Raw genomic sequence first — 17,773 nt, 5'->3', positions numbered from 1 at the left:
GGATCGCCTGTCTCAATGCCTATCTTCTTGCCAGTCATGGGATCAACGCCATTGTTAAGGGTAATTTCAAGTATTTTAGGCACATTAAGGTATCCTGTAAGAATGTATGCTTCTTTTCCGAAAGCTCCTGTCTCGACGCAACCGCTTGTTCCTCCCTCTCGGGCGTCTTCCAGCGTTTTACCAGCTCTTACCATTTCTGCTATTACCGCATCAGCATTAAATACAGACGGATATCCATAGCCTTTCCTTATGACTCTACACGCAGCTTTGAGGAAACGATCTGGAGTCTTTCTGCTCAACTGGATGTTAGCCTGTGGTTGCAACAAGTGAATTTCGTCCATTATCTCCAGCATCATGTAGGATATTTCGTTGACGCTGTCAGAGCCGTCGGGCAACAGCCCTCCAAGGTTTATGTTGGTGAAATCATTATAAGTCCCGCTTTCAGCCGCCGTAACTCCAACTTTTGGAGGTGCTGGATGGTTGTTAAACTTGATCCAGAAAGCAGAAAGGAGTTCTTTCGCCCAGTCTCTCGTTATTTTCCCTTCTTCCAGGTCTTTCTTGTAGAAAGGATAGAAATACCTGTCCAGGTGACCTGGATTCATAGCATCCCATCCATTCAATTCGGTGATAGTTCCAAGGTGCATGAACCAATACATCTGAAGGGCTTCCCAGAAATCTCTGGGAGCATAACGCGGTACCCATCTGCAATTTGAGGCTATCCTTTCAAGTTCTGCTTTCCTCTTGGGGTCTGTTTCTTCTTTTGCCATTTTTTCTGCCAACTCTGCATGGCGGTCAGCAAAAAGTATCACAGCGTCACACGCTATGCGCATTCCCTTAAGCTGCTCTCTCTTCTTAGTTGCCTCAGGATCATGCAGGAAATCCAAAGATGCAATGGACTCGTCGATTTCCCTCTTGAAGTCTTCTAAGCCCTTCTTATAAAACTTGCCGTCCAATGTCGTATGACCTGGGGCCCTCTGCTCCATAAACTCGGTAAAGATACCTGCAGCATAGGCATCCTTCCACTCATCGTCAAGCTGTTCAAAGATTCTATCTCGCATGGATCGACCTCTCCAGAAGGGTATGACCTTTTCTTTGTAGACTTGCTTGCACTTCTCGGATACTTTGTAAGGGGTTTTCTCCCTCTTGTCCAGAATCTCCAAATCCTCCAGCGAATGACATGTAAGCTCTGGATAGGTAGATACACATTTAGGCTTGGGGCCCCTTTCACCTACAATCAGCTCGTCCTTACCTATGTATATGGTCTTTTTCGCACACAGCTCCTTAAACGCCAAGGCCCTCATAACTGGAACGGAGTATTTCCCTATATTTTCCCTGTAAAAGTCCGTTATGATCTCAGCTCTTTCGTAATCCAACGTAACTGGAGTCTCATAACTTTCCTCCCTGAGCCTCTTAATTCGCTCGTTCATTTTTTACCCTCCAATCTTAACCTTAAGGTTTTTATCCTCAAAAATACGGGAAAACTTTCCCACTTCCTCTTTAGTTAGGTTTTTCAGATCCTTCAAAAGATAACTCATCCCAAGCTGTTCATATTTGTGAACTGCCGTTCCGTGATATGGAAGCAAATTAACATGCTCCACGCCGCCAAGGGTGCTCACAAAACTTGATATGGCATCAAGCTCCTCTTGACTGTCATTCACTCCTGGAATTACTGGCACCCTTACCCAAATTGAAGCTCCGCTCTCTGATAAAGCATGCAGGTTATGAAGTATTAGTTGGTTCGAGACGCCAGTATAAAATTCGTGTTTTTTTTCATCCATAAGTTTTATGTCATATAAGAAAAGGTCTACATATGGGGCTATTCGCATCAGCACCTCTGTCGGTGCATATCCTGTGGTGTCAATCGCTGTATGGATATCCTTCTTCTTACATTCCATCAGAAGCTCTTCAAGAAATTTAGGCTGAGAAAGAGGCTCCCCACCAGAAAAGGTCACTCCGCCTTTGGATTCATCAAAGAAGAGCACGTCCTTCTCTATCTCGTCCATAATCCACTGGGTAGTAACTTCCTGCCCTATAAGCTCCCTGGCTTCTGCTGGGCAGGCCTTTACGCATGCACCACAGTTATCGCAAAGCTCTGGATCAGCAACAAAACCTCTTTGTGTTAAGCGTATGGCTCCTTTCGGACATACTCTCTCGCAAGCTCCACATCCAATACACCGATCTGCCTTATAAATCACAACTGGCTCAAAGGCTTGGCTTTCTGGATTGTGGCACCACCAACATCTTAAAGGACATCCTTTCAAAAAAACTGTATCTCTTATTCCAGGTCCGTCATGTATGGAATATCTTTTTATGTCAAAAATTACCCCTTTTTCCAAAGCGCACTTCCTTCTTTCTCTAGAAATCACTTTACCAAACTAACTTATCTGGCCGACTTCTCAGCAGCTTCAGCCTCCGCATAATATATATTTATGAACCTCTCTTGAACTTTAAACGACCAATGAACGTCTCTTATAAATTCCGATGCTCCTCTTGCATCGCCGTCTTTTATCAGACCTACAAATGTTTCATGTTCCCCGGTAGAAATCACTTCCCACTCTTTAACAAAACCTTTTCTTCTCGGAAAATCGTATAACCTGCTTTTTAAAGTCATAACGGTCTTAATCAAAGTTTCGTTGTCGGAGAGATTAAGGTATACGTTATGAAATGCAATGTTATGCTCATAAAAAGTATCAAAATCGTCACGATCCAACGCCTCGCGCATCAATTTATTTTCCTCTTCCAGCCTCCTAATATTCTCATCAGAGCTCAGCTTATCGAAATTAGAAAGGATCACGGCTGCCTCCAGGGCACCTATTATCTCGTAAGCATGGCGTATGTCCTTTTTTGTCAAAGGATTAACCATAATACCTCTCCTGGGATAAAAGACGACAAACCCTTCCAATTCAAGCTGAATCAATGCTTCCCTCAAGGGAGTTTTGCTTATTCCCAACTTAGCGCTCATCTCGTTCAAATTCAAAAAAGCACCAGGCTTAAGCTCCCCCATATTAAGCTTCCTTCTTAAATATTCATAAACCTGTTCCCTCAAAGATTTGGTCATAATAACTTCTTTACTTAACATGCCTAATCCATCCCACCTATTCGATATCTAATATATCAGATATTTGATATTAGAACAACTCTGATTGTTCCGTATATAGTATATCTATTTTAACAAATCAAACTTATCTGACATCTAGCCTTCTGCGCAAGCTGTTATCTAAGTTCCTTATAACATTTTAACTGCATAGGCTGCTTGACTTTCATGCACGCTATGCTTTCTCTTGTAATGACGATTTTAGAAAATTTTTGCAAATTTCTAAAATCCTTTGAGCATAAGGAGGATCAGGCCACTTTTTCTTTACAGCTGTCCTGGAAAAAGCCCCGCAGAAAAGACACAGCCAATAAGCGTAGACCGAAGATGTCGCAAGTCCAACCAGCAAAAACAAAAAACATAGGGCCGCAAACAAATTTCTATAAAACAACCCAACACCTCCTTCGTCTTTACCATGGTGTCCCTAATATTACATGAGGCAAAAACAAAACCAACTTGGGGAAATAACTCGTAAATATAAGCACTGGTCCCCAACACAAAAACATAAAGTAAAGGGCCGGCCTCATCATTTCGTCTATAGGTGTGTTGTTGAGCCTCCCCGCCAAGTACAAGACTGGAGCAGCAGGAGGGGTAATGCACCCTAATCCAGTATTTACGCCAACAATTGCAGCATAATGAATTGGGCTGAAACCCAATTCCATAATTATGGGCATCAATACAGGAGTAGTAAGGACAACCACACTGATGTCGTCCATGAGCATGCCCATTATCACCAGGAAGATGTTGATCATGAAAAGAATGACCCACCTATTTTCTGAGACCGACTTGAAAAGCACCAACAGCCTCGAAGGCAGATCTTCCAACAAATACAGGCGGCTTAACATGGACACAGAAAAGAGCATGGCCATAATTACCCCTGTGGTAACCGCAGACTCCACAACCGGGGCCCATAAGCCCTTCCAATCAAACCCCTTATAGACGAACATGCCGACGGGAATAGCGTAAAGGACTGCAACAGCGGAAGCTTCAGTGACAGTCATTATACCTCCATATATTCCCCCAAGGACTATAATGGGAAGCAATAAGGCCGGAAGAGCAACTTTTCCTCTTTCCTTCAACAATCGCCACTTTTCTTCATTGCTCCTACGATGAGCTACTAAAACTTCCTTGTTGTCTCTGAGCAACCAAATGTTCACCAGGCTTATCAATGTTATAGTCAACAACCCTGGGACAACTGTAGATAAAAAACAAGCAAGGACAGGCTGGCCGCTTATCCAAGCAAAAATTATAAGTGTGGCATTTGGAGGTATCAAAAGACCAAGAAGCGACGCATTAGCCATCAAAGCTGCAGAATGCCCCCTAGGATAACCTTCTGCCTTCAACCTGGGGAACATGATTGTCCCAATGCAGGAAAGCGTTGCGCATGCCGCCCCTGATATCGATCCGAAAACCGCGCAGGAGATGGTTCCAACTACTCCTAGACCACCCTTTATGTGCCCCACAAAAACATCTACCAAATCTATGAGCTTTTCGCCTATTTTGCCTCTTTCCATGATGCCACCGGCCATTATGAAAAGGGCAATAGCTATCAGGGGAACCGAGTTTATCTTGCTGAATGCGTAAGGCAAAAGCTGCGTCGCCTGGTAACCAGTACCATCAGGCCCACCAAAGAAAATAAGCCATGCTGAAGAAGCCATAAAACTAACAGGCACAGGCACACCTAACATTAGACAAACTAACAATATAAGAATGGCAATGTAAATCATTTCGAACCTCCTAAAAACAGTTCTTTGGCACTCTTAAAAAGGTATACGGAGAAATAGTAGAGCATAAAAATTAATCCCAGGAAAACGGCAAGATAGGACGTCCAAAGGGGTATCCTCCAAATAGTAGTCATTGGAATAGCCACGCCGGTACCCAAAGGCCCCCTAAATCCAAACATAAAAAAGTCGTACCCATACCATACAAAAAGCCCCGTAACTCCCACGGTTACCAAATCTTTCAAAAAAACAAGAAATCTCTTTAGTTTGCCATCAGGCACGTAAGATTGAACCAAATCGGCAGAAACATGAGTTCCATTGAAAGCACCGATGGCAGCTCCTGAAAAATAAAGCCAGAATGCCAAAAGCTTGACCCATTCCTCATAACCATAAAGATCTCCTTTTAGTATATAGCGTGTAAACGTAGCAAGAGATATCAGAATAGTCAACAATATGGACATACTAAAGGTGACCAAAGAAAAAGAATTTATCACTATCTTGTCAAAAATATTACTCGGTCGTTTAAATCCTACAGATTCTTCAATCTCGACTATATTATTTTGCTTTTTCACCAAAACGAACACTCCCCTATTGCTTTTTGATATAGCCAACACTTAGGGGCCAGAATGCATTCTGGCCCCTAAAATAATTCTAGAGAAAATTATTTCGGCCCAAGCTCTTTCCTAAACTCGTCAATTAACTCTTTAGTCATTCTCTTCTCGAGTTTTGGCCACGTGCTAGCACAGGCCTTTGCTATAGGCTCAAGCTCTTCTGGGGTATAGGTATGTACATCTATTCCTTGTTCCCTCATCAGTTGCATATATTTTTCATCGTTTGCTTTGGCTTCCTCAATACTCTTCGCGCTTGCGTGTGCTACGGCTTCAGCTATAATCTTCTGATCCTCAGGGCTCAATTTATTCCATGTTTTCATGCCTATCATATAGTTCAAGCACTCCAGGGAATAGTTAGTCATGTACCAATGTTTGAGCACATCCCTCAACATAGTGTAGGCAGCCGCCACGGAAAAGCCGTTTACACCTTCACAAACTCCGGTCTGTAGAGACTGATAAACATCGGACCACGGTATGGTCACTGTTCTGTATCCCATAGCCTCAGCAGCAAGCTTGTAAACATCCATATTGGGTACTCGAATCAAAACGCCTTTGTCCACTGCGGGGTTAAGGGGCTCGTTGGCAGGCTTTACAGTGCCTGTGCCGATCATACCTTCAATGAAAAACCCAAGAAGTTTCACTCCCAAACGTTGGTTTAACTCGTCCATCTTGTTAAAAAGCCAAGCGTTAGGCGCAAAGATCTTTTTGACGTCATCATAACCTTTTACAAAGCCGTTGATATAAACCAACTCCAGCCTGGGGTCAAACTGGCTAGGCACAGAGGTGCAGGACATATCTATAGTTCCACGAATCATTTCCTCGTATACTAGCTCATAGTCTCCTAGCTGACTGGCAGGGTAAACTTTAACTTCAATACGACCGTTTGATTTTTCTGCCACTTCCTTTGCTATCTCATTCATCAACATCGTCGCAGGATGGTCCGCCGGAGACTGTCCCGCAAATTTCAAGGTAATTTCCGGCGCTGCAAAGGCTGTACCTGCGAACAACATCAAAACCATTGCAAGACCCACCACAACGCCTACACACGTTTTCGCTTTACCCACTTCTTCCAACTCCTTTCATTAAACCACTCACCTAAGTCTCCCCTTTTACTTTCACAACACAAAATGTGACATTAACTTACTCTCTTCTTCTCTGAACACCCCCCTTTCTTCAATTGAGGCAAATGTTATTCAATATGTGATATATTAAACATTGGATATAAGACATTTTATATCCTATATTTTCTGCTTGCACTTTGTCAAGATATTAGGAAAATATAGAGAGTGTTTTTTGTGCTTTTGCAATAACCAAGAAAAGCAAAGAATGAGGGGATGGGAGAAAAGATGAAGCAAGTAAGTATTTTAAATAACGTTATAGGTCCCATAATGAGGGGGCCTTCAAGCTCTCACACCGCTGGTCCTTGGAGAATCGGAAGGCTTGCCAAAGATCTGCTGGGGAGCAAGCCCTGCAAAGCTACTTTCTTAATGGATCCAACCAGTTCACTGGCCATCTGTTATCACGATCAGGGAAGTGATTTGGCTTTAGTAGCAGGGCTCCTGGGCAAAGACCTAACAGATCCTGACTTTTTTGAGGTTCTAGATCTGGCTCCAAAGATGGGACTTTCCGTTTCATTTAAGCTGGAAAAGTTCCCTGAAGCCGATCACCCCAACAGCTTGCTAGTTGTATTGGAGGCCAAAGATGGATCCTCTGTAAGGCTACATGCCAAATCTGTCGGGGGAGGGTCTATAGAAATAACATCCGTCGACGGCTGCCCCGTCCTAATCAAAGGTGACCGACATGAAATATTGATTGAAGCCACCCCAGGCACAGAAGAACAAATAATTCAATTACTTAAACAATGGACAGAGAACATAGAAAAAACAACCTGCGACAACAAGCTGACGTTGCACGGTTCTTCTCCATTCGAACCTTCAAGTGACCTTATAGACATCCTTAAAAAATCACAGCTGGCAAAAAAACTAAAGTACGCAAGGCCGGTAATGTTCCCTCTTGCAGGCAAAGAATTATTTAGGGATCTAAAGCACTTGCTTGAGTTGGCAAATGAAAATGATTGGTCGTTAGGGGAAACGGCACTTTTTTATGAACATGAAATTCTAAAGCTGCCCATTGACTTTCTAAACAGCGAAATGGAAAAACGACTTCACTTAATGTTAGACGCAGTGGAAGAAGGACTGAAAAACGAAAAAATATCCATGAAGTTACTTAGGCCAACTGCCAAAAAAATCATGGAAGCAGAAGAAAGAGGCAAAGTGTTTCTTGGAGGTACTCACTTAAAGGCTGCCGCAAGGGCCATGGCAGCCATGCATGTAAGCAGCTCGGGAGGAGTAGTATGTGCAGCACCAACGGGGGGTTCAGCAGGCCTTATACCTGGAGTTATGGCAACACTCATAAAAGATATGGGACTCAGCAAGACAGAAGCTGTACGTTCCCTGTGGGCAGCTGGTGCCATAGGGCTTCTTTTGGACCAAAGAAGCACCTTTGCAGCTGAAGTAGCAGGATGCCAAGTAGAAATAGGTGCTGCAGGGGCAATGGCCGCTGCAGCGATAGTAGAAGCTGCAGGAGGAAAAGCCAGCCAAGCCTGTGATGCCGCTTCCATACTCTTTCAAAATGTAATGGGATCAGTATGCGACCTTATCCAGGGAATAGTGGAAATCCCCTGCCACACCAGAAACGCTGCCTTAGCCTCTCAAGCTTTCTTGTGTGCTGACCTTATACTGGGCGGCTACCAAAACCTCGTCCCTCTGGATGAAACAATAGATGCCGTGGACAGCGTAGGCCGTATGCTCCCTGAGGAACTCCGCTGCACATCAAGGGGAGGCATAGCTGTTTGTCCATCTGCTTTAGCCCTGCCAAGGTTGGATTTAAAAAACTAGACAAATTTTATTGAGGAGGTATGAAAGATGCTTCTTATAAGTGGAGAGATAATTAAAGAGGTCTATACGATGAAGGAAGCTGTTGAGGCTACTAAAAAGGCCTTTCAGCTATTTTCTGAAGGCTCAACCGACGTTCCTCTAAGAACCCATCTGGCTATCCAAAAACATAACGGCCGAGTCCTCTTCATGCCAGCCTACGTAAAAGACCCGCTGGACGCAGTAGGCATAAAAATAGTCTCCGTTTATTTTGACAACCCTTCGAAAGGACTGCCTGCAATCCCTTCTGTTGTGACTCTTATGGATGCAACTACTGGAATGCCTAAAGCCATTTTGAACGGAACAGTTTTAACTCAGATAAGAACAGGAGCTGCAAGCGGCGCAGCTACCGATCTGCTGGCCAGAAAGGATGCCCAAATAGGAGCAATATTTGGGGCTGGTGGACAAGCGCCCTCCCAAATAGAAGCGATGATAACCGTAAGGCCGCTTAAGGAAGTAAGGATATTTGATCCCATCAGGGAAAGAGCAACAAACCTGATAGAAAAAATTAAAGCAAATACCCCATTCAACAAGGTAAAGCTTACAGCTACTAACACTCCTGAAGAAACCGTTAATGGTGCTGATATCATAACAACTGTCACCACAGCGAGAGGTCCTGTCTTCAATGCTAAGGACATAAAAAAGGGAGCCCATATTAACGCTGTAGGATCCTACACCCCCGACATGCAAGAGCTTGATCCCCTAATCTTTGGCAAATGTGGCAAGCTCTTCCTAGATTCGCGAGAAGCTGTTTTGGAAGAATCAGGCGACTTGATAAAACCTCTAAAAGAAGGCCTACTCTTAGAAGACCAGATAAGTGGTGAGCTAGGCGAACTTGTAGCAGGCAAAAAGGTAGGGCGGGAAAGTGAAGATGAAATAACCATATTCAAAACTGTGGGGTTAGCCGTTCAAGATGTAGTTGTGGCAGAAGATATTTACAAAAAAGTAACCCACGCCGGGGTGGGTCTAAGCGTAGACCTTTAAAAAGAAGGGGGCCTTTGGCCCCCTTCTCGCAATTATATACAGGCAGGCTCAAAGAATAGCTCTCCCTCCTCAAACCTGGTGAATCTGAAAACGGATACATCTATAAAGGGGTCTTTACCCACTACGATTTCAGACATTATTCTTCCTATTGAGGGAGCAAACTGCAATCCGTGACCACTCCAGCCACAATCAAGGTAAAAGCCCTCCACTGGTGTCGCGCCCACTATAGCCTGTTGGTCAGGAGTTATGTCATATGGGCCAGTCCACTGCCTGACCACCCTCACCCCTGAAAGACACGGCATTTTGGCCAATACCCTACGGGAAACCTCAAGCAAAAATTCCCATGAAGACTCAAAACTTGTATCCTTCTTCTCATTGGGGTTACCCCAACCCAGCATAAAGGTGCCGTTTGGACACTGCTTAAAGTAACTTCCATCGTCCAAGCACAAAGTCATGGGATGTTTCATTCTCTCTATGGGTTCTGTAATCAGTATTTGGTGCCTTTCTGGCACAATGGGAACATCCAGCCCTATCCATTTGGCTACTTCCACACTCCATGGCCCAGCGGCGCATACGACACATCCCACATCCCAATCTCCCTTTGAAGTTTTAACGCCTACAACCTTCTCCGCTTGGACCTCAAGTCCCGTCACAGGAGTTTGAGTATGTATCACAGCTCCCAACCTTTTAGCTGCATCTGCATAAGCAAAAGTTAAAGTATGGGGGTTTATATGTCCATCTTTCTCGTTCCAGCTGGCACCTATCATTCCCTCGGTGTTCAAGCCTGGAGCAACTTCTTTTATTTCTTCTGGCGTCAGGATTTTAGAGTTTATGCCCAAAGAATTCTGAAGCTCCACATTTTTCTTCAGCTGTTCAAGCTGAGATTCGCTATAAGCTATCCACAAATAGCCCGAAGGATCGTACTCCAAGTCCGCCTCATACTCCAGCTCTTCCTGGAGTACCGGAAATTTTTCTAAATTATATAAAGCCAACTTACAATTAACCTCCGTACCAAACTGCTGTCTTATTCCTGCGGCACTTCTTCCACTCCCACCTGAGGAAAGATAGTCTCTCTCAAAGAGCACTACCTTGAGGCCCTCTTTCGCAAGATGCCACGCCACAGAACAACCATGAACTCCTCCTCCTATAATAGCCACATCCGCTGTGTTTCTTGCCATACTCCAACTCGCCTCCTCGATCCATGGACAAAAATTTCAAACATGTATATATTTATATATTATTGCTTTATTCTACAATCTTGTGAAACAGAGTTCAACTGAATGTTTCAAACATTAAGCCAATTTGAACTATAATATAATGCATGCAAGGAGGGATTTTCATGGAGTTGACGAGAGCTACTGCCGTAGTAGACAGCCATACTGGGGGAGAGCCTACAAGAATCATCGTAGGAGGCGGACCGTGGCTAAAAGGAAAAACCATGCAAGAGCGATGGGAATATCTTAAAACCAATCTAAAGGATTTTAGGGATTTCGTGATGCATGAGCCAAGAGGGCATTCCGATATGTTTGGGGCTTTTTTAACTCCCCCAGAGCGAGAGAACTCCCACTATGGCGTTCTTTTCATGGATTCGGGAGATGGAGTGTCCATGTGCGGGCATGGTTCCATTGGAACAGCCTATACATTGGTGGAGCTCGGCATGGTACCAAGGACTGAACCTGTGACAAAGGTTGTACTGGACACCCCTGCTGGCCAGATAACTTTGGACGTAGAATACAAGGATGGTAAGGTTGGGGAAGTTACACTGGCAAATGTACCAGCTTTCGTATATGCCACGGACGTAGAGATTCCACTACCTTCTCTTGGAGGTAAGAAAATTCGCCTCGATATTTCTTATGGCGGCAATTTCTTCGCCATAGTAAAAGCTCAAGACTTAGGATTCTCCCTGGAAAGGGAAGAAGCTCCCGAACTTTTAAGAGTCGGACAAGAGATTCTTAAAGTTGTAAACGAAAGATGCCCAGTAGAGCATCCTACAGAACCCCACATAAACTACGTTGGCCTAGTAGAATTTTCCCTTGAAAGAGATAACGCCCCCACTAAAAACTGCGTTGTTTTTGGCGAAAGTAATGTAGATCGATCCCCTTGTGGAACAGGAACATGCGCCAAGATGGCATTACTTGCTTCAAAAGGGAAACTCGCCCCTGAAGAGATTTTCCTTCATGAGAGCATTATAGGAAGCGTGTTCAAAGGATTTTATAAACCTGGACCTATGATAGGAAAGTTCCAAAGCATATTTCCCTTCATTAAAGGCAAAGCCAGCATAACGGGCTTTAACTTCCTGGTAAAACAAAAAGATGATGAGGTGGGGGAAGGGTTTTTGCTGCCTAGGTAATTTATCTTATGAGGGAGTTTGGGCCTCCTTGGGCCCATCCCCCTCATACAACTAAATACTTCAAGGAGTTACTACATCTCCGTATATGTTCACTCTCTCTTTAGGCTTATCCACACAGAACCTCCTTACATTTATTCCATTAGGAAGGATCTTTATGGCCAAAACAGGGCCATGGGTGCTATAAAGGTCCATGACAAGGTTTTCGCCCAATCGGAGAGGCACAAGGGCTCCCGTCTCACAAACCCACACCCTCTCCGTTTCCTGGCTTTTTGTCGTGAAAATCTGGTCCCTCACTGGCTTCAATTGCTTGCCGCTTTCCTTGTCGTACAAATCCAAATCATTGATTTCATTACCAAATACAACCACAAACCCATAGTCGCCAAAACCATCAAGAAAAGCCTGAATAACCTTTAATATCCTTCGCTGAGTATCGCTAAAACTATCCAATGAATGAGGCAAACCTCCATCCTCTCGGCTATCGCCCAAAAGCACCTCAGCATACACTCCTCCGATAGTTACAAGAAGCTTTTCCCGGAAAGTCTCAAGTGAGTTTATTATCTCCGAAATTGGAACTTTCTTGGGTTCTCTGCCATCTGCCCAGGCCGCCAGCATCCTAAGTCTCTCCAATTTCATTTTGGCCAAAGGTGATAGTTCCTCAGGAATAGAAAATATATTGGAAAAGCCCTTTCCGAGAAGAAACGCCCCTTCTTCTATTTTTCCTTCCTGGAAGCTCCGCTCTATCTCTATATCGTTAGATAAATCCCCTATATGCCCATCTGGAAATAAGGCCCTGTAAAATACCAAAAGGGGCAGTAAGGACACTCCTTCCATTTGCTCTTTCGACTGAGGGAATATAGGGATTTCTTCTTCAAAAGTGCTAGTTAGCCCATTATATACATTACTATTTTCGTCTTCGAAATACAGCTTTATGCGGAACCTGTAATTCCCCCAACTCATGGGCATGAAACCAGGAAAACTTTGACCCTTTGGATACCCTTGTAATCCTCCAGGGTACAAATTCCTTTTTACTAGCACCCATTGGGAATTACTTTTTTTTACAAAGACAAAATCTGATGGATCAAATTTCAGAGCGCCGCCTGGGGCCTTAACTCCTGCAACTCTGCTTAAAAGCAATTCCAATATCTTTTCATTTTTAGGATTCTCAAAAGCAGTTTTCTTAATCTCTATAGGTTCTATCTCCAAAACTGGATTAAGCCCATAAGATCTCAATAAAGAGCCCCAATCACTCTCGCCCTCCGTTTTATCTCCAAGAGTCAATTTCAATGGCACATAGGTTCCAGGAATGGGTTTTTCCCCTTCCGCTATCTCTACGCTTTTGATCATTGGCTCAACACCTACAATAAACGTCTTTATGTCAAACAGATTTATCTCAGGGGCCTCAATTGTTATAGTTTCCACGACTGGAGATTTCATCTTGCTATTTTGATCCCACTTGTAATAGACAAAGTGTTCTTCAGCATATTCTGACTCCAGAGATATTTGATCTTTAAGCCATGGCCCATCAGGAGAGCAGGAAAACAGACCCTTGCTGCTCGTAGCCCTTATAATAACCTTACATTTTTCTCCCTTATTATGCTGTTCGCCTCCATCTATACGGAAATACACCCGATTATAAAATGGGTTCCCTCGGGGAATAGCCTCATGTTCAAGCCACGTTCTGAGTTTCAATGGGAGCTCAAATTTAAACTTTATCTTCCGAGCTTCGCCAGATTGTTGGTCGCTAATATGTATACTCAGTTCTTTAGCACTTAAATTTCTTTCTTTAAGCTCATCAATGCTAGGAGGTATAAAAATGACACTACTCTTTCCTAACGGATCAGTGGTTATATAAAGGTTTTCTTCATCTGCAGCGGTAACAAATGGAGACCATACTTCTCCAATTTCAGGCTTTTTCAGCACAATTTTTGCATTTGATACAGGTTCTCTTTTCTCTCTAACCTGTATGTTTATAGTCACAAAGGTATCTTTATTTAACAGCAAAATCCCCTTCTCGTTCTTACTTAGATTACAAGATACTATCAGCTGGCGGCCCTTTTGGGTCCCGCCTGGAATCAAAATGCTACGGCTTTTATCTTCAAAAATGTTTTTATATGCCATTTCTGAAGCTTTAACAAAGGCATCAAACAGCTGGTCATATATCTCTTCCATTATATTTTGGGGTATCTCAGGATCTGTACAGGTTATGACCACCTTGTGCCCTAAACCAGATTCTCCCCTTGAAACCACGTAAAAATACTCTTTCTGTCCTTCGCGAACTCTCATGAAAACAAGGTTCTTATCGTTGTTTTCAAAGGCTTGTGCATTTTCACCTATCCGAACATCAAAAAACGGATAAGAGCTCCACTGAAGAGCAAAAGCATTCCACTCCTCAAATGCTCTTTTCTCTCCGTTGGCTTCCTTTAGGCCATCATATATCCTAACTACGCGGCCTAAAGTTTCAAAAGACTTATCCTTTTGCTGTTTAACGTCAATGTACAAGTGCCCTTCTACTGATGAACCTTTTGTCCAGGAATAAGCCATCTCTGGAATGTTATCGAAAAAATTTTTTCTGAACAAATGCTCTGTTCTTTTTACCGATTGAGAAACTATTTCTTCAACCTTCTTTTTTTGTTCCTCTAATTTCCTTTCAACCTTTTCATCTCCTGGCCAATAGGTGTCTACAAACCTTGGCAGTAAAGACAAGAACGCGACATCCCTTTCAGGATCATAACGCCTTGCAGCTTCTATAATGTTGTTGTTATAAGCAAAAACATCTTGCTGCCTCTTTAGGGCAACTTTTTTGTCGTAACTGTTATAAGGTTTAAATTGAAAATCTTTCAGTCCTAACATGTACTCCTTAACTCTCAAAGTGCTCCTTATGTCGGTCCATGCCAGAGGAAAGACCTCCTCCAAATAGCGATCTAAAAAACATAGTGGCAAACCTTCTACCGTCAAGTGAGAAGGGTCAAACCATTCACCATAATCCCAACCGTTGTATATGTTTCTTGCCCAATATTCTGCAGGGTCATTTACCTGAAGAAGCATCTTCTGCTTGTCTTCTTCACTTAAAACTTTCCTATAATATTTGCTCTTCATGGCCCTTGAAGACCATTTTGTACCTATTTTGTGGATCCCTTTGAAAGGAGTAGGCCACCTTAGAGGGTCTTTTCCAAAATGCTTCACAAAAGCTTCTTTAACGTCCTCAAGCTGCACTTCCTTCACAGCAAGCAAGAACGTATCGGTAGATGTTATGGTCAGGTCGGCTGCACAGTTAAAGCCCCAAGATGGGGTCAATGGCAAGCCTAAAAAGTTCAAAAACACCAGCAAAAAAAGCAAAGCCCTTATCAACATAACAACTCCTTTTTAAAACACAAATATAAACCCCAAAATTATTTTAAATTATATGCCATAATATAAACAGGAGGTGGCTAAAAATATGGTTTCTAAAAAGAATTCGCTGACTCCCCGCAAAACATACTTACTGGTAGTGTTAGTCTTTATAATATGTTTAGGGGCTTTTTCTCTTTTCTGGTCCCGTATAGAGGCCAAAGTCGAGGCTATACAAATTGTAAAGGAAAGTTATTTGCCGAAAGAAAAACTGCAAGCTTTTGTGTCAAAGGTCAGCAAAGAAGGTAAGTTCAAACTTATCGGGTGGGGCATAAAGCCAACAGAAGAAAAAGGCAAGTACATAGTAAGCTATACATTAAACAGGTTAAACAGGGAAGGCTTCAAGATAGGCCCAGTTGAGGGGTATTGGTTCAAGGTAGATATTCAAAACGACATATGTGAGCAAATTTTCCCTGAGGGAACCGTTACTCCCACCGAATAAAACTTATAAAGGGGGGAATCAATATGTACTACTTCAAATTTATAGCACTAGTCTTAGGCGTCATAATGATAACTCTGGCTCCTATAGTATTGTTACTTAGAGAAAGATGGAGGGCTTTCGTGCTCGAATACATTCTTCCGGAAAGGCAGCCTTTTTGGCTATGGGTAACTGGTGCAATAAGCTTGTTGATTGTTGCCATAACTTGGTACGTAGAGTTCACTACTAAGGTGCCCTTCTCGTGGGTTATAACATTGCTAATAACTCTCGCACTGCCCAAAAGCTATTTCTTCCTGTTCCACTATGAGCAAGCCCGCAAGAAAATATTGCCGCTCATTCAAAAAGACATCTTATTCTTTTGGAGCTATAGTATCTTCATGTACTTGCTAGGAATCATAATCCTATCCCTTGGAATGTTTTCACTATAAAAATTCTACAAACCCTTATAGCACGTGTGGGCTGATTATATAATCAGCCCACACGACATTTATTTTAAAGTTTCAACCCAATATGCTATTGGTCTTTATATTCAGAAGTTATACTCATACCCTCTATCCAACCATCATCCAAATCATCCAATAAATTCCTGAGTTCCTCTACTCCGTCCTCCAAGAAACATTCTAAGGCTGAAGTACAATTCAAATTAGTGACTACTACCTTGGCTTCCTCTTTCACGTAAAACACCTCCTTATTGTTCAATACAACGAATAATAATTCTAGTCAAAATCTTCAATCTTTGCTATTATATATTTTAGCAGATTAATTAAGAGCAGTGAAGTAAGACTAGTTAAGTTGAGAAAAAAAGGAGGAAAAAAGCATGCCAAAGTTTAATATGCCACATGAAGGTCACGAAAACCACTTATGCTATCTTCACAATTTAGGAATACTTGAAGCCAATCTGGACCACTATAAAAAACTTGTAAAAGATGCCAAATATATATGTAAACGATGTGGCCGTGCCGCAAAACAGCCGGAGAACCTTTGTGAACCAGAAGAGCTCTAAGTAACCGCAATCCTTGTTAGGAGAAGGTTCAACCTTCTCCTAATTCCTATAAACATAACAAATGAAAGGTCAAACATATCACCATGATTAGCATTACAGATGTTCTCACTTTGAGTTCGAAACTTTCCTACAATTTCTGGGAACTTAGCAATGCTTTGGCTCATGAACCTGAAGTTTCATCAAAGGAATATAATTCTTCACTCTTGCACACTCAAACTTTGGAAAAATTTGGTTTTCGCATAGAGAAACCATTCGCAGCTACCCAAACTGCCTTCCGTGGCACTTTTGGCAAAAGAGGACCGACATTGTCCTTCCTTATAGAGTATGACGCCCTGGAGGGAATAGGTCATGGCTGCGGACATAATCTGAGTGGCGCTCTGACGAGCCTTTCCGCAGTTTTATTGTCCCGATTTGCCCCTCTTCTTCCACCAATTAAAATTACAGCACTAGGAACCCCCTCTGAAGAAATAGGAGATTTTAAAGCCCATCTAGCTGAAAAAGGCCATTTAAGGGGCACAGACCTTGCATTGATGGCTCATGTAACTTCCGGAAAGAGCAACGTAAGCTACCGCTCTCTAGCTATGAGCACTAGGGATTTTTGTTTTACCACAGACGGTAAAGCACTACCTTGGGGTCAACTTATGGGGCCAAATCCTTTAGCAGCTTTCGCTGATTTCGTGAAAGCCTTAGAGAAACTACAAACACAAGGCCCACATGGGGCCTTGGTCAGTGGAATAGTCCTAAACGGGGAGAAAGATCCTTTTGAGGCAACATCACAGATAACAGGCAGGTTCGTATTTTGCTCTGCTAAAAAAACCCTGATTGATAAATTTCTTGAGGACGTCTACAAAGAAGCCTCAAGGATTGCTCAAAACAGAGGCCTGCAAACAAACCACAAGATCGTAGGCCACGACCTTTGGGAATTTCTTCCCAATAGACCTGCTGAAGAGGCTTTGATACCCATTTTTAAGTCCATGCATTTTGAAGTAGAAGAAGACAATGAATGGTCTTTTGAGGGAGCCTCTGACGCCGGCAATATAAGCCAAATCTGCCCCATGGTTCACCCCTTCATATCCATAAGCAAGAAACCAATACAAAGACACACCAAAGAATTCGCAGAAGCAACCAAAAAGCCAGAGGCCCACAAGGCACTGGTTGTAGGTGCCGCCGCATTGGCCATGTTAGCAATAGAATTTGCTTCTAATGAGGCATTTAGAATAAAAATTAAAAATTATTTTTTAGACAACAAGAAAA

17 protein-coding genes are annotated in these 17,773 nt (G+C 42.9%); 7 read left to right on the top strand and 10 right to left on the bottom strand.

From position 1 onward, the window contains the following. The 7 genes from H0Z23_RS07255 to dctP form a co-directional block, all read right to left on the bottom strand. Nucleotides 1-1,427: pyruvate formate lyase family protein (locus H0Z23_RS07255; protein ID WP_296868656.1), on the bottom strand; the 1,427-nt coding region annotated here is incomplete at its 3' end. Between the two features lie 3 nt (nt 1,428-1,430). After that, nucleotides 1,431-2,366 (bottom strand): glycyl-radical enzyme activating protein, encoded by a 936-nt coding sequence (locus H0Z23_RS07250; RefSeq protein ID WP_296868654.1) that lies wholly within the window; start codon nt 2,364-2,366, stop codon nt 1,431-1,433. A 14-nt stretch (nt 2,367-2,380) separates the two neighbouring features. After that, nucleotides 2,381-3,079, bottom strand: a complete 699-nt coding sequence (locus H0Z23_RS07245) for a GntR family transcriptional regulator (RefSeq protein WP_296868652.1) — start codon at nt 3,077-3,079, stop codon at nt 2,381-2,383. 190 nt (nt 3,080-3,269) lie between these two features. Continuing rightward, complete coding sequence (locus H0Z23_RS07240) at nt 3,270-3,482, bottom strand: hypothetical protein (RefSeq protein WP_296868650.1); 213 nt, start codon at nt 3,480-3,482, stop codon at nt 3,270-3,272. Nucleotides 3,483-3,501: 19 nt separating this feature from the next. Next, nucleotides 3,502-4,818 (bottom strand): TRAP transporter large permease, encoded by a 1,317-nt coding sequence (locus tag H0Z23_RS07235; RefSeq protein ID WP_296868649.1) that lies wholly within the window; start codon nt 4,816-4,818, stop codon nt 3,502-3,504. Next, nucleotides 4,815-5,384 carry a TRAP transporter small permease gene (locus H0Z23_RS07230; RefSeq protein ID WP_296868661.1) on the bottom strand — a complete coding sequence of 190 codons (570 nt, stop codon included), beginning with the start codon at nt 5,382-5,384 and terminating at the stop codon, nt 4,815-4,817. Before H0Z23_RS07230 ends, H0Z23_RS07235 begins: the two co-directional genes overlap by 4 nt. A gap of 89 nt (nt 5,385-5,473) precedes the next feature. Beyond that, nucleotides 5,474-6,487: a TRAP transporter substrate-binding protein DctP gene (gene dctP, locus H0Z23_RS07225; RefSeq protein ID WP_366928884.1), complete on the bottom strand. Its 1,014-nt coding sequence runs from the start codon at nt 6,485-6,487 to the stop codon at nt 5,474-5,476. Between the two features lie 282 nt (nt 6,488-6,769). Between dctP and H0Z23_RS07220 the strand changes: the two genes are divergently transcribed. Together H0Z23_RS07220 and H0Z23_RS07215 are read left to right on the top strand one after the other, a co-directional pair. Beyond that, nucleotides 6,770-8,320 carry an L-serine ammonia-lyase, iron-sulfur-dependent, subunit alpha gene (locus H0Z23_RS07220; protein ID WP_296868647.1) on the top strand — a complete coding sequence of 517 codons (1,551 nt, stop codon included), beginning with the start codon at nt 6,770-6,772 and terminating at the stop codon, nt 8,318-8,320. A gap of 27 nt (nt 8,321-8,347) precedes the next feature. Beyond that, nucleotides 8,348-9,340, top strand: coding sequence for an ornithine cyclodeaminase family protein (locus tag H0Z23_RS07215; protein ID WP_296868646.1), 993 nt, complete (start codon nt 8,348-8,350; stop codon nt 9,338-9,340). A gap of 32 nt (nt 9,341-9,372) precedes the next feature. On the opposite strand, the gene H0Z23_RS07210 is transcribed toward H0Z23_RS07215, so the two are convergent. Next, entirely contained in the window at nt 9,373-10,518 is a 1,146-nt protein-coding gene (locus H0Z23_RS07210; protein ID WP_296868644.1) for an FAD-binding oxidoreductase, read from the bottom strand. Between the two features lie 161 nt (nt 10,519-10,679). Between H0Z23_RS07210 and H0Z23_RS07205 the strand changes: the two genes are divergently transcribed. Then, a complete protein-coding gene (locus tag H0Z23_RS07205; protein WP_296868643.1) occupies nt 10,680-11,690 on the top strand; it encodes a proline racemase family protein in 1,011 nt (336 codons plus the stop codon). A 60-nt stretch (nt 11,691-11,750) separates the two neighbouring features. Here H0Z23_RS07205 and H0Z23_RS07200 read toward each other — a convergent pair whose 3' ends face one another. After that, nucleotides 11,751-15,041, bottom strand: a complete 3,291-nt coding sequence (locus H0Z23_RS07200) for a hypothetical protein (protein ID WP_296868641.1) — start codon at nt 15,039-15,041, stop codon at nt 11,751-11,753. Nucleotides 15,042-15,126: 85 nt separating this feature from the next. Here H0Z23_RS07200 and H0Z23_RS07195 point away from each other — a divergent pair, with 85 nt between their 5' ends. Both H0Z23_RS07195 and H0Z23_RS07190 read left to right on the top strand, forming a co-directional pair. Beyond that, on the top strand, nt 15,127-15,519 hold the full coding sequence (locus H0Z23_RS07195; protein ID WP_296868639.1) for a hypothetical protein: 393 nt from the start codon (nt 15,127-15,129) through the stop codon (nt 15,517-15,519). 23 nt (nt 15,520-15,542) lie between these two features. Beyond that, the gene (locus H0Z23_RS07190; protein WP_296868637.1) at nt 15,543-15,944 is read left to right on the top strand and encodes a hypothetical protein; all 402 of its coding nucleotides are present in this window, start codon (nt 15,543-15,545) and stop codon (nt 15,942-15,944) included. An 85-nt stretch (nt 15,945-16,029) separates the two neighbouring features. Here H0Z23_RS07190 and H0Z23_RS07185 read toward each other — a convergent pair whose 3' ends face one another. Beyond that, nucleotides 16,030-16,191 carry a hypothetical protein gene (locus tag H0Z23_RS07185; protein ID WP_296868636.1) on the bottom strand — a complete coding sequence of 54 codons (162 nt, stop codon included), beginning with the start codon at nt 16,189-16,191 and terminating at the stop codon, nt 16,030-16,032. 142 nt (nt 16,192-16,333) lie between these two features. On the opposite strand from H0Z23_RS07185, the gene H0Z23_RS07180 reads away from it, so the two are divergent. Both H0Z23_RS07180 and H0Z23_RS07175 read left to right on the top strand, forming a co-directional pair. Beyond that, on the top strand, nt 16,334-16,519 hold the full coding sequence (locus H0Z23_RS07180) for a hypothetical protein (protein WP_296868634.1): 186 nt from the start codon (nt 16,334-16,336) through the stop codon (nt 16,517-16,519). 83 nt (nt 16,520-16,602) lie between these two features. Further along, nucleotides 16,603-17,773: hypothetical protein (locus tag H0Z23_RS07175; protein WP_296868633.1), on the top strand; the 1,171-nt coding region annotated here is incomplete at its 3' end.

It is taken from the genome of Thermovirga sp. (assembly GCF_017656375.1).
GTDB lineage: Bacteria > Synergistota > Synergistia > Synergistales > Thermovirgaceae > Thermovirga.
This window is presented reverse-complemented; position numbering and strand designations above follow the sequence as displayed.

What these genes read in the sequence shown, in the direction of transcription:
- H0Z23_RS07245 (WP_296868652.1), bottom strand. Translation starts at nt 3,079, where the DNA reads ATGTTAAGTAAAGAAGTTATTATGACCAAATCTTTGAGGGAACAGGTT.
- H0Z23_RS07235 (WP_296868649.1), bottom strand. Translation starts at nt 4,818, where the DNA reads ATGATTTACATTGCCATTCTTATATTGTTAGTTTGTCTAATGTTAGGT.
- H0Z23_RS07220 (WP_296868647.1), top strand. Translation starts at nt 6,770, where the DNA reads ATGAAGCAAGTAAGTATTTTAAATAACGTTATAGGTCCCATAATGAGG.
- H0Z23_RS07215 (WP_296868646.1), top strand. Translation starts at nt 8,348, where the DNA reads ATGCTTCTTATAAGTGGAGAGATAATTAAAGAGGTCTATACGATGAAG.
- H0Z23_RS07210 (WP_296868644.1), bottom strand. Translation starts at nt 10,518, where the DNA reads ATGGCAAGAAACACAGCGGATGTGGCTATTATAGGAGGAGGAGTTCAT.
- H0Z23_RS07205 (WP_296868643.1), top strand. Translation starts at nt 10,680, where the DNA reads ATGGAGTTGACGAGAGCTACTGCCGTAGTAGACAGCCATACTGGGGGA.
- H0Z23_RS07200 (WP_296868641.1), bottom strand. Translation starts at nt 15,041, where the DNA reads ATGTTGATAAGGGCTTTGCTTTTTTTGCTGGTGTTTTTGAACTTTTTA.
- H0Z23_RS07195 (WP_296868639.1), top strand. Translation starts at nt 15,127, where the DNA reads ATGGTTTCTAAAAAGAATTCGCTGACTCCCCGCAAAACATACTTACTG.
- H0Z23_RS07190 (WP_296868637.1), top strand. Translation starts at nt 15,543, where the DNA reads ATGTACTACTTCAAATTTATAGCACTAGTCTTAGGCGTCATAATGATA.
- H0Z23_RS07180 (WP_296868634.1), top strand. Translation starts at nt 16,334, where the DNA reads ATGCCAAAGTTTAATATGCCACATGAAGGTCACGAAAACCACTTATGC.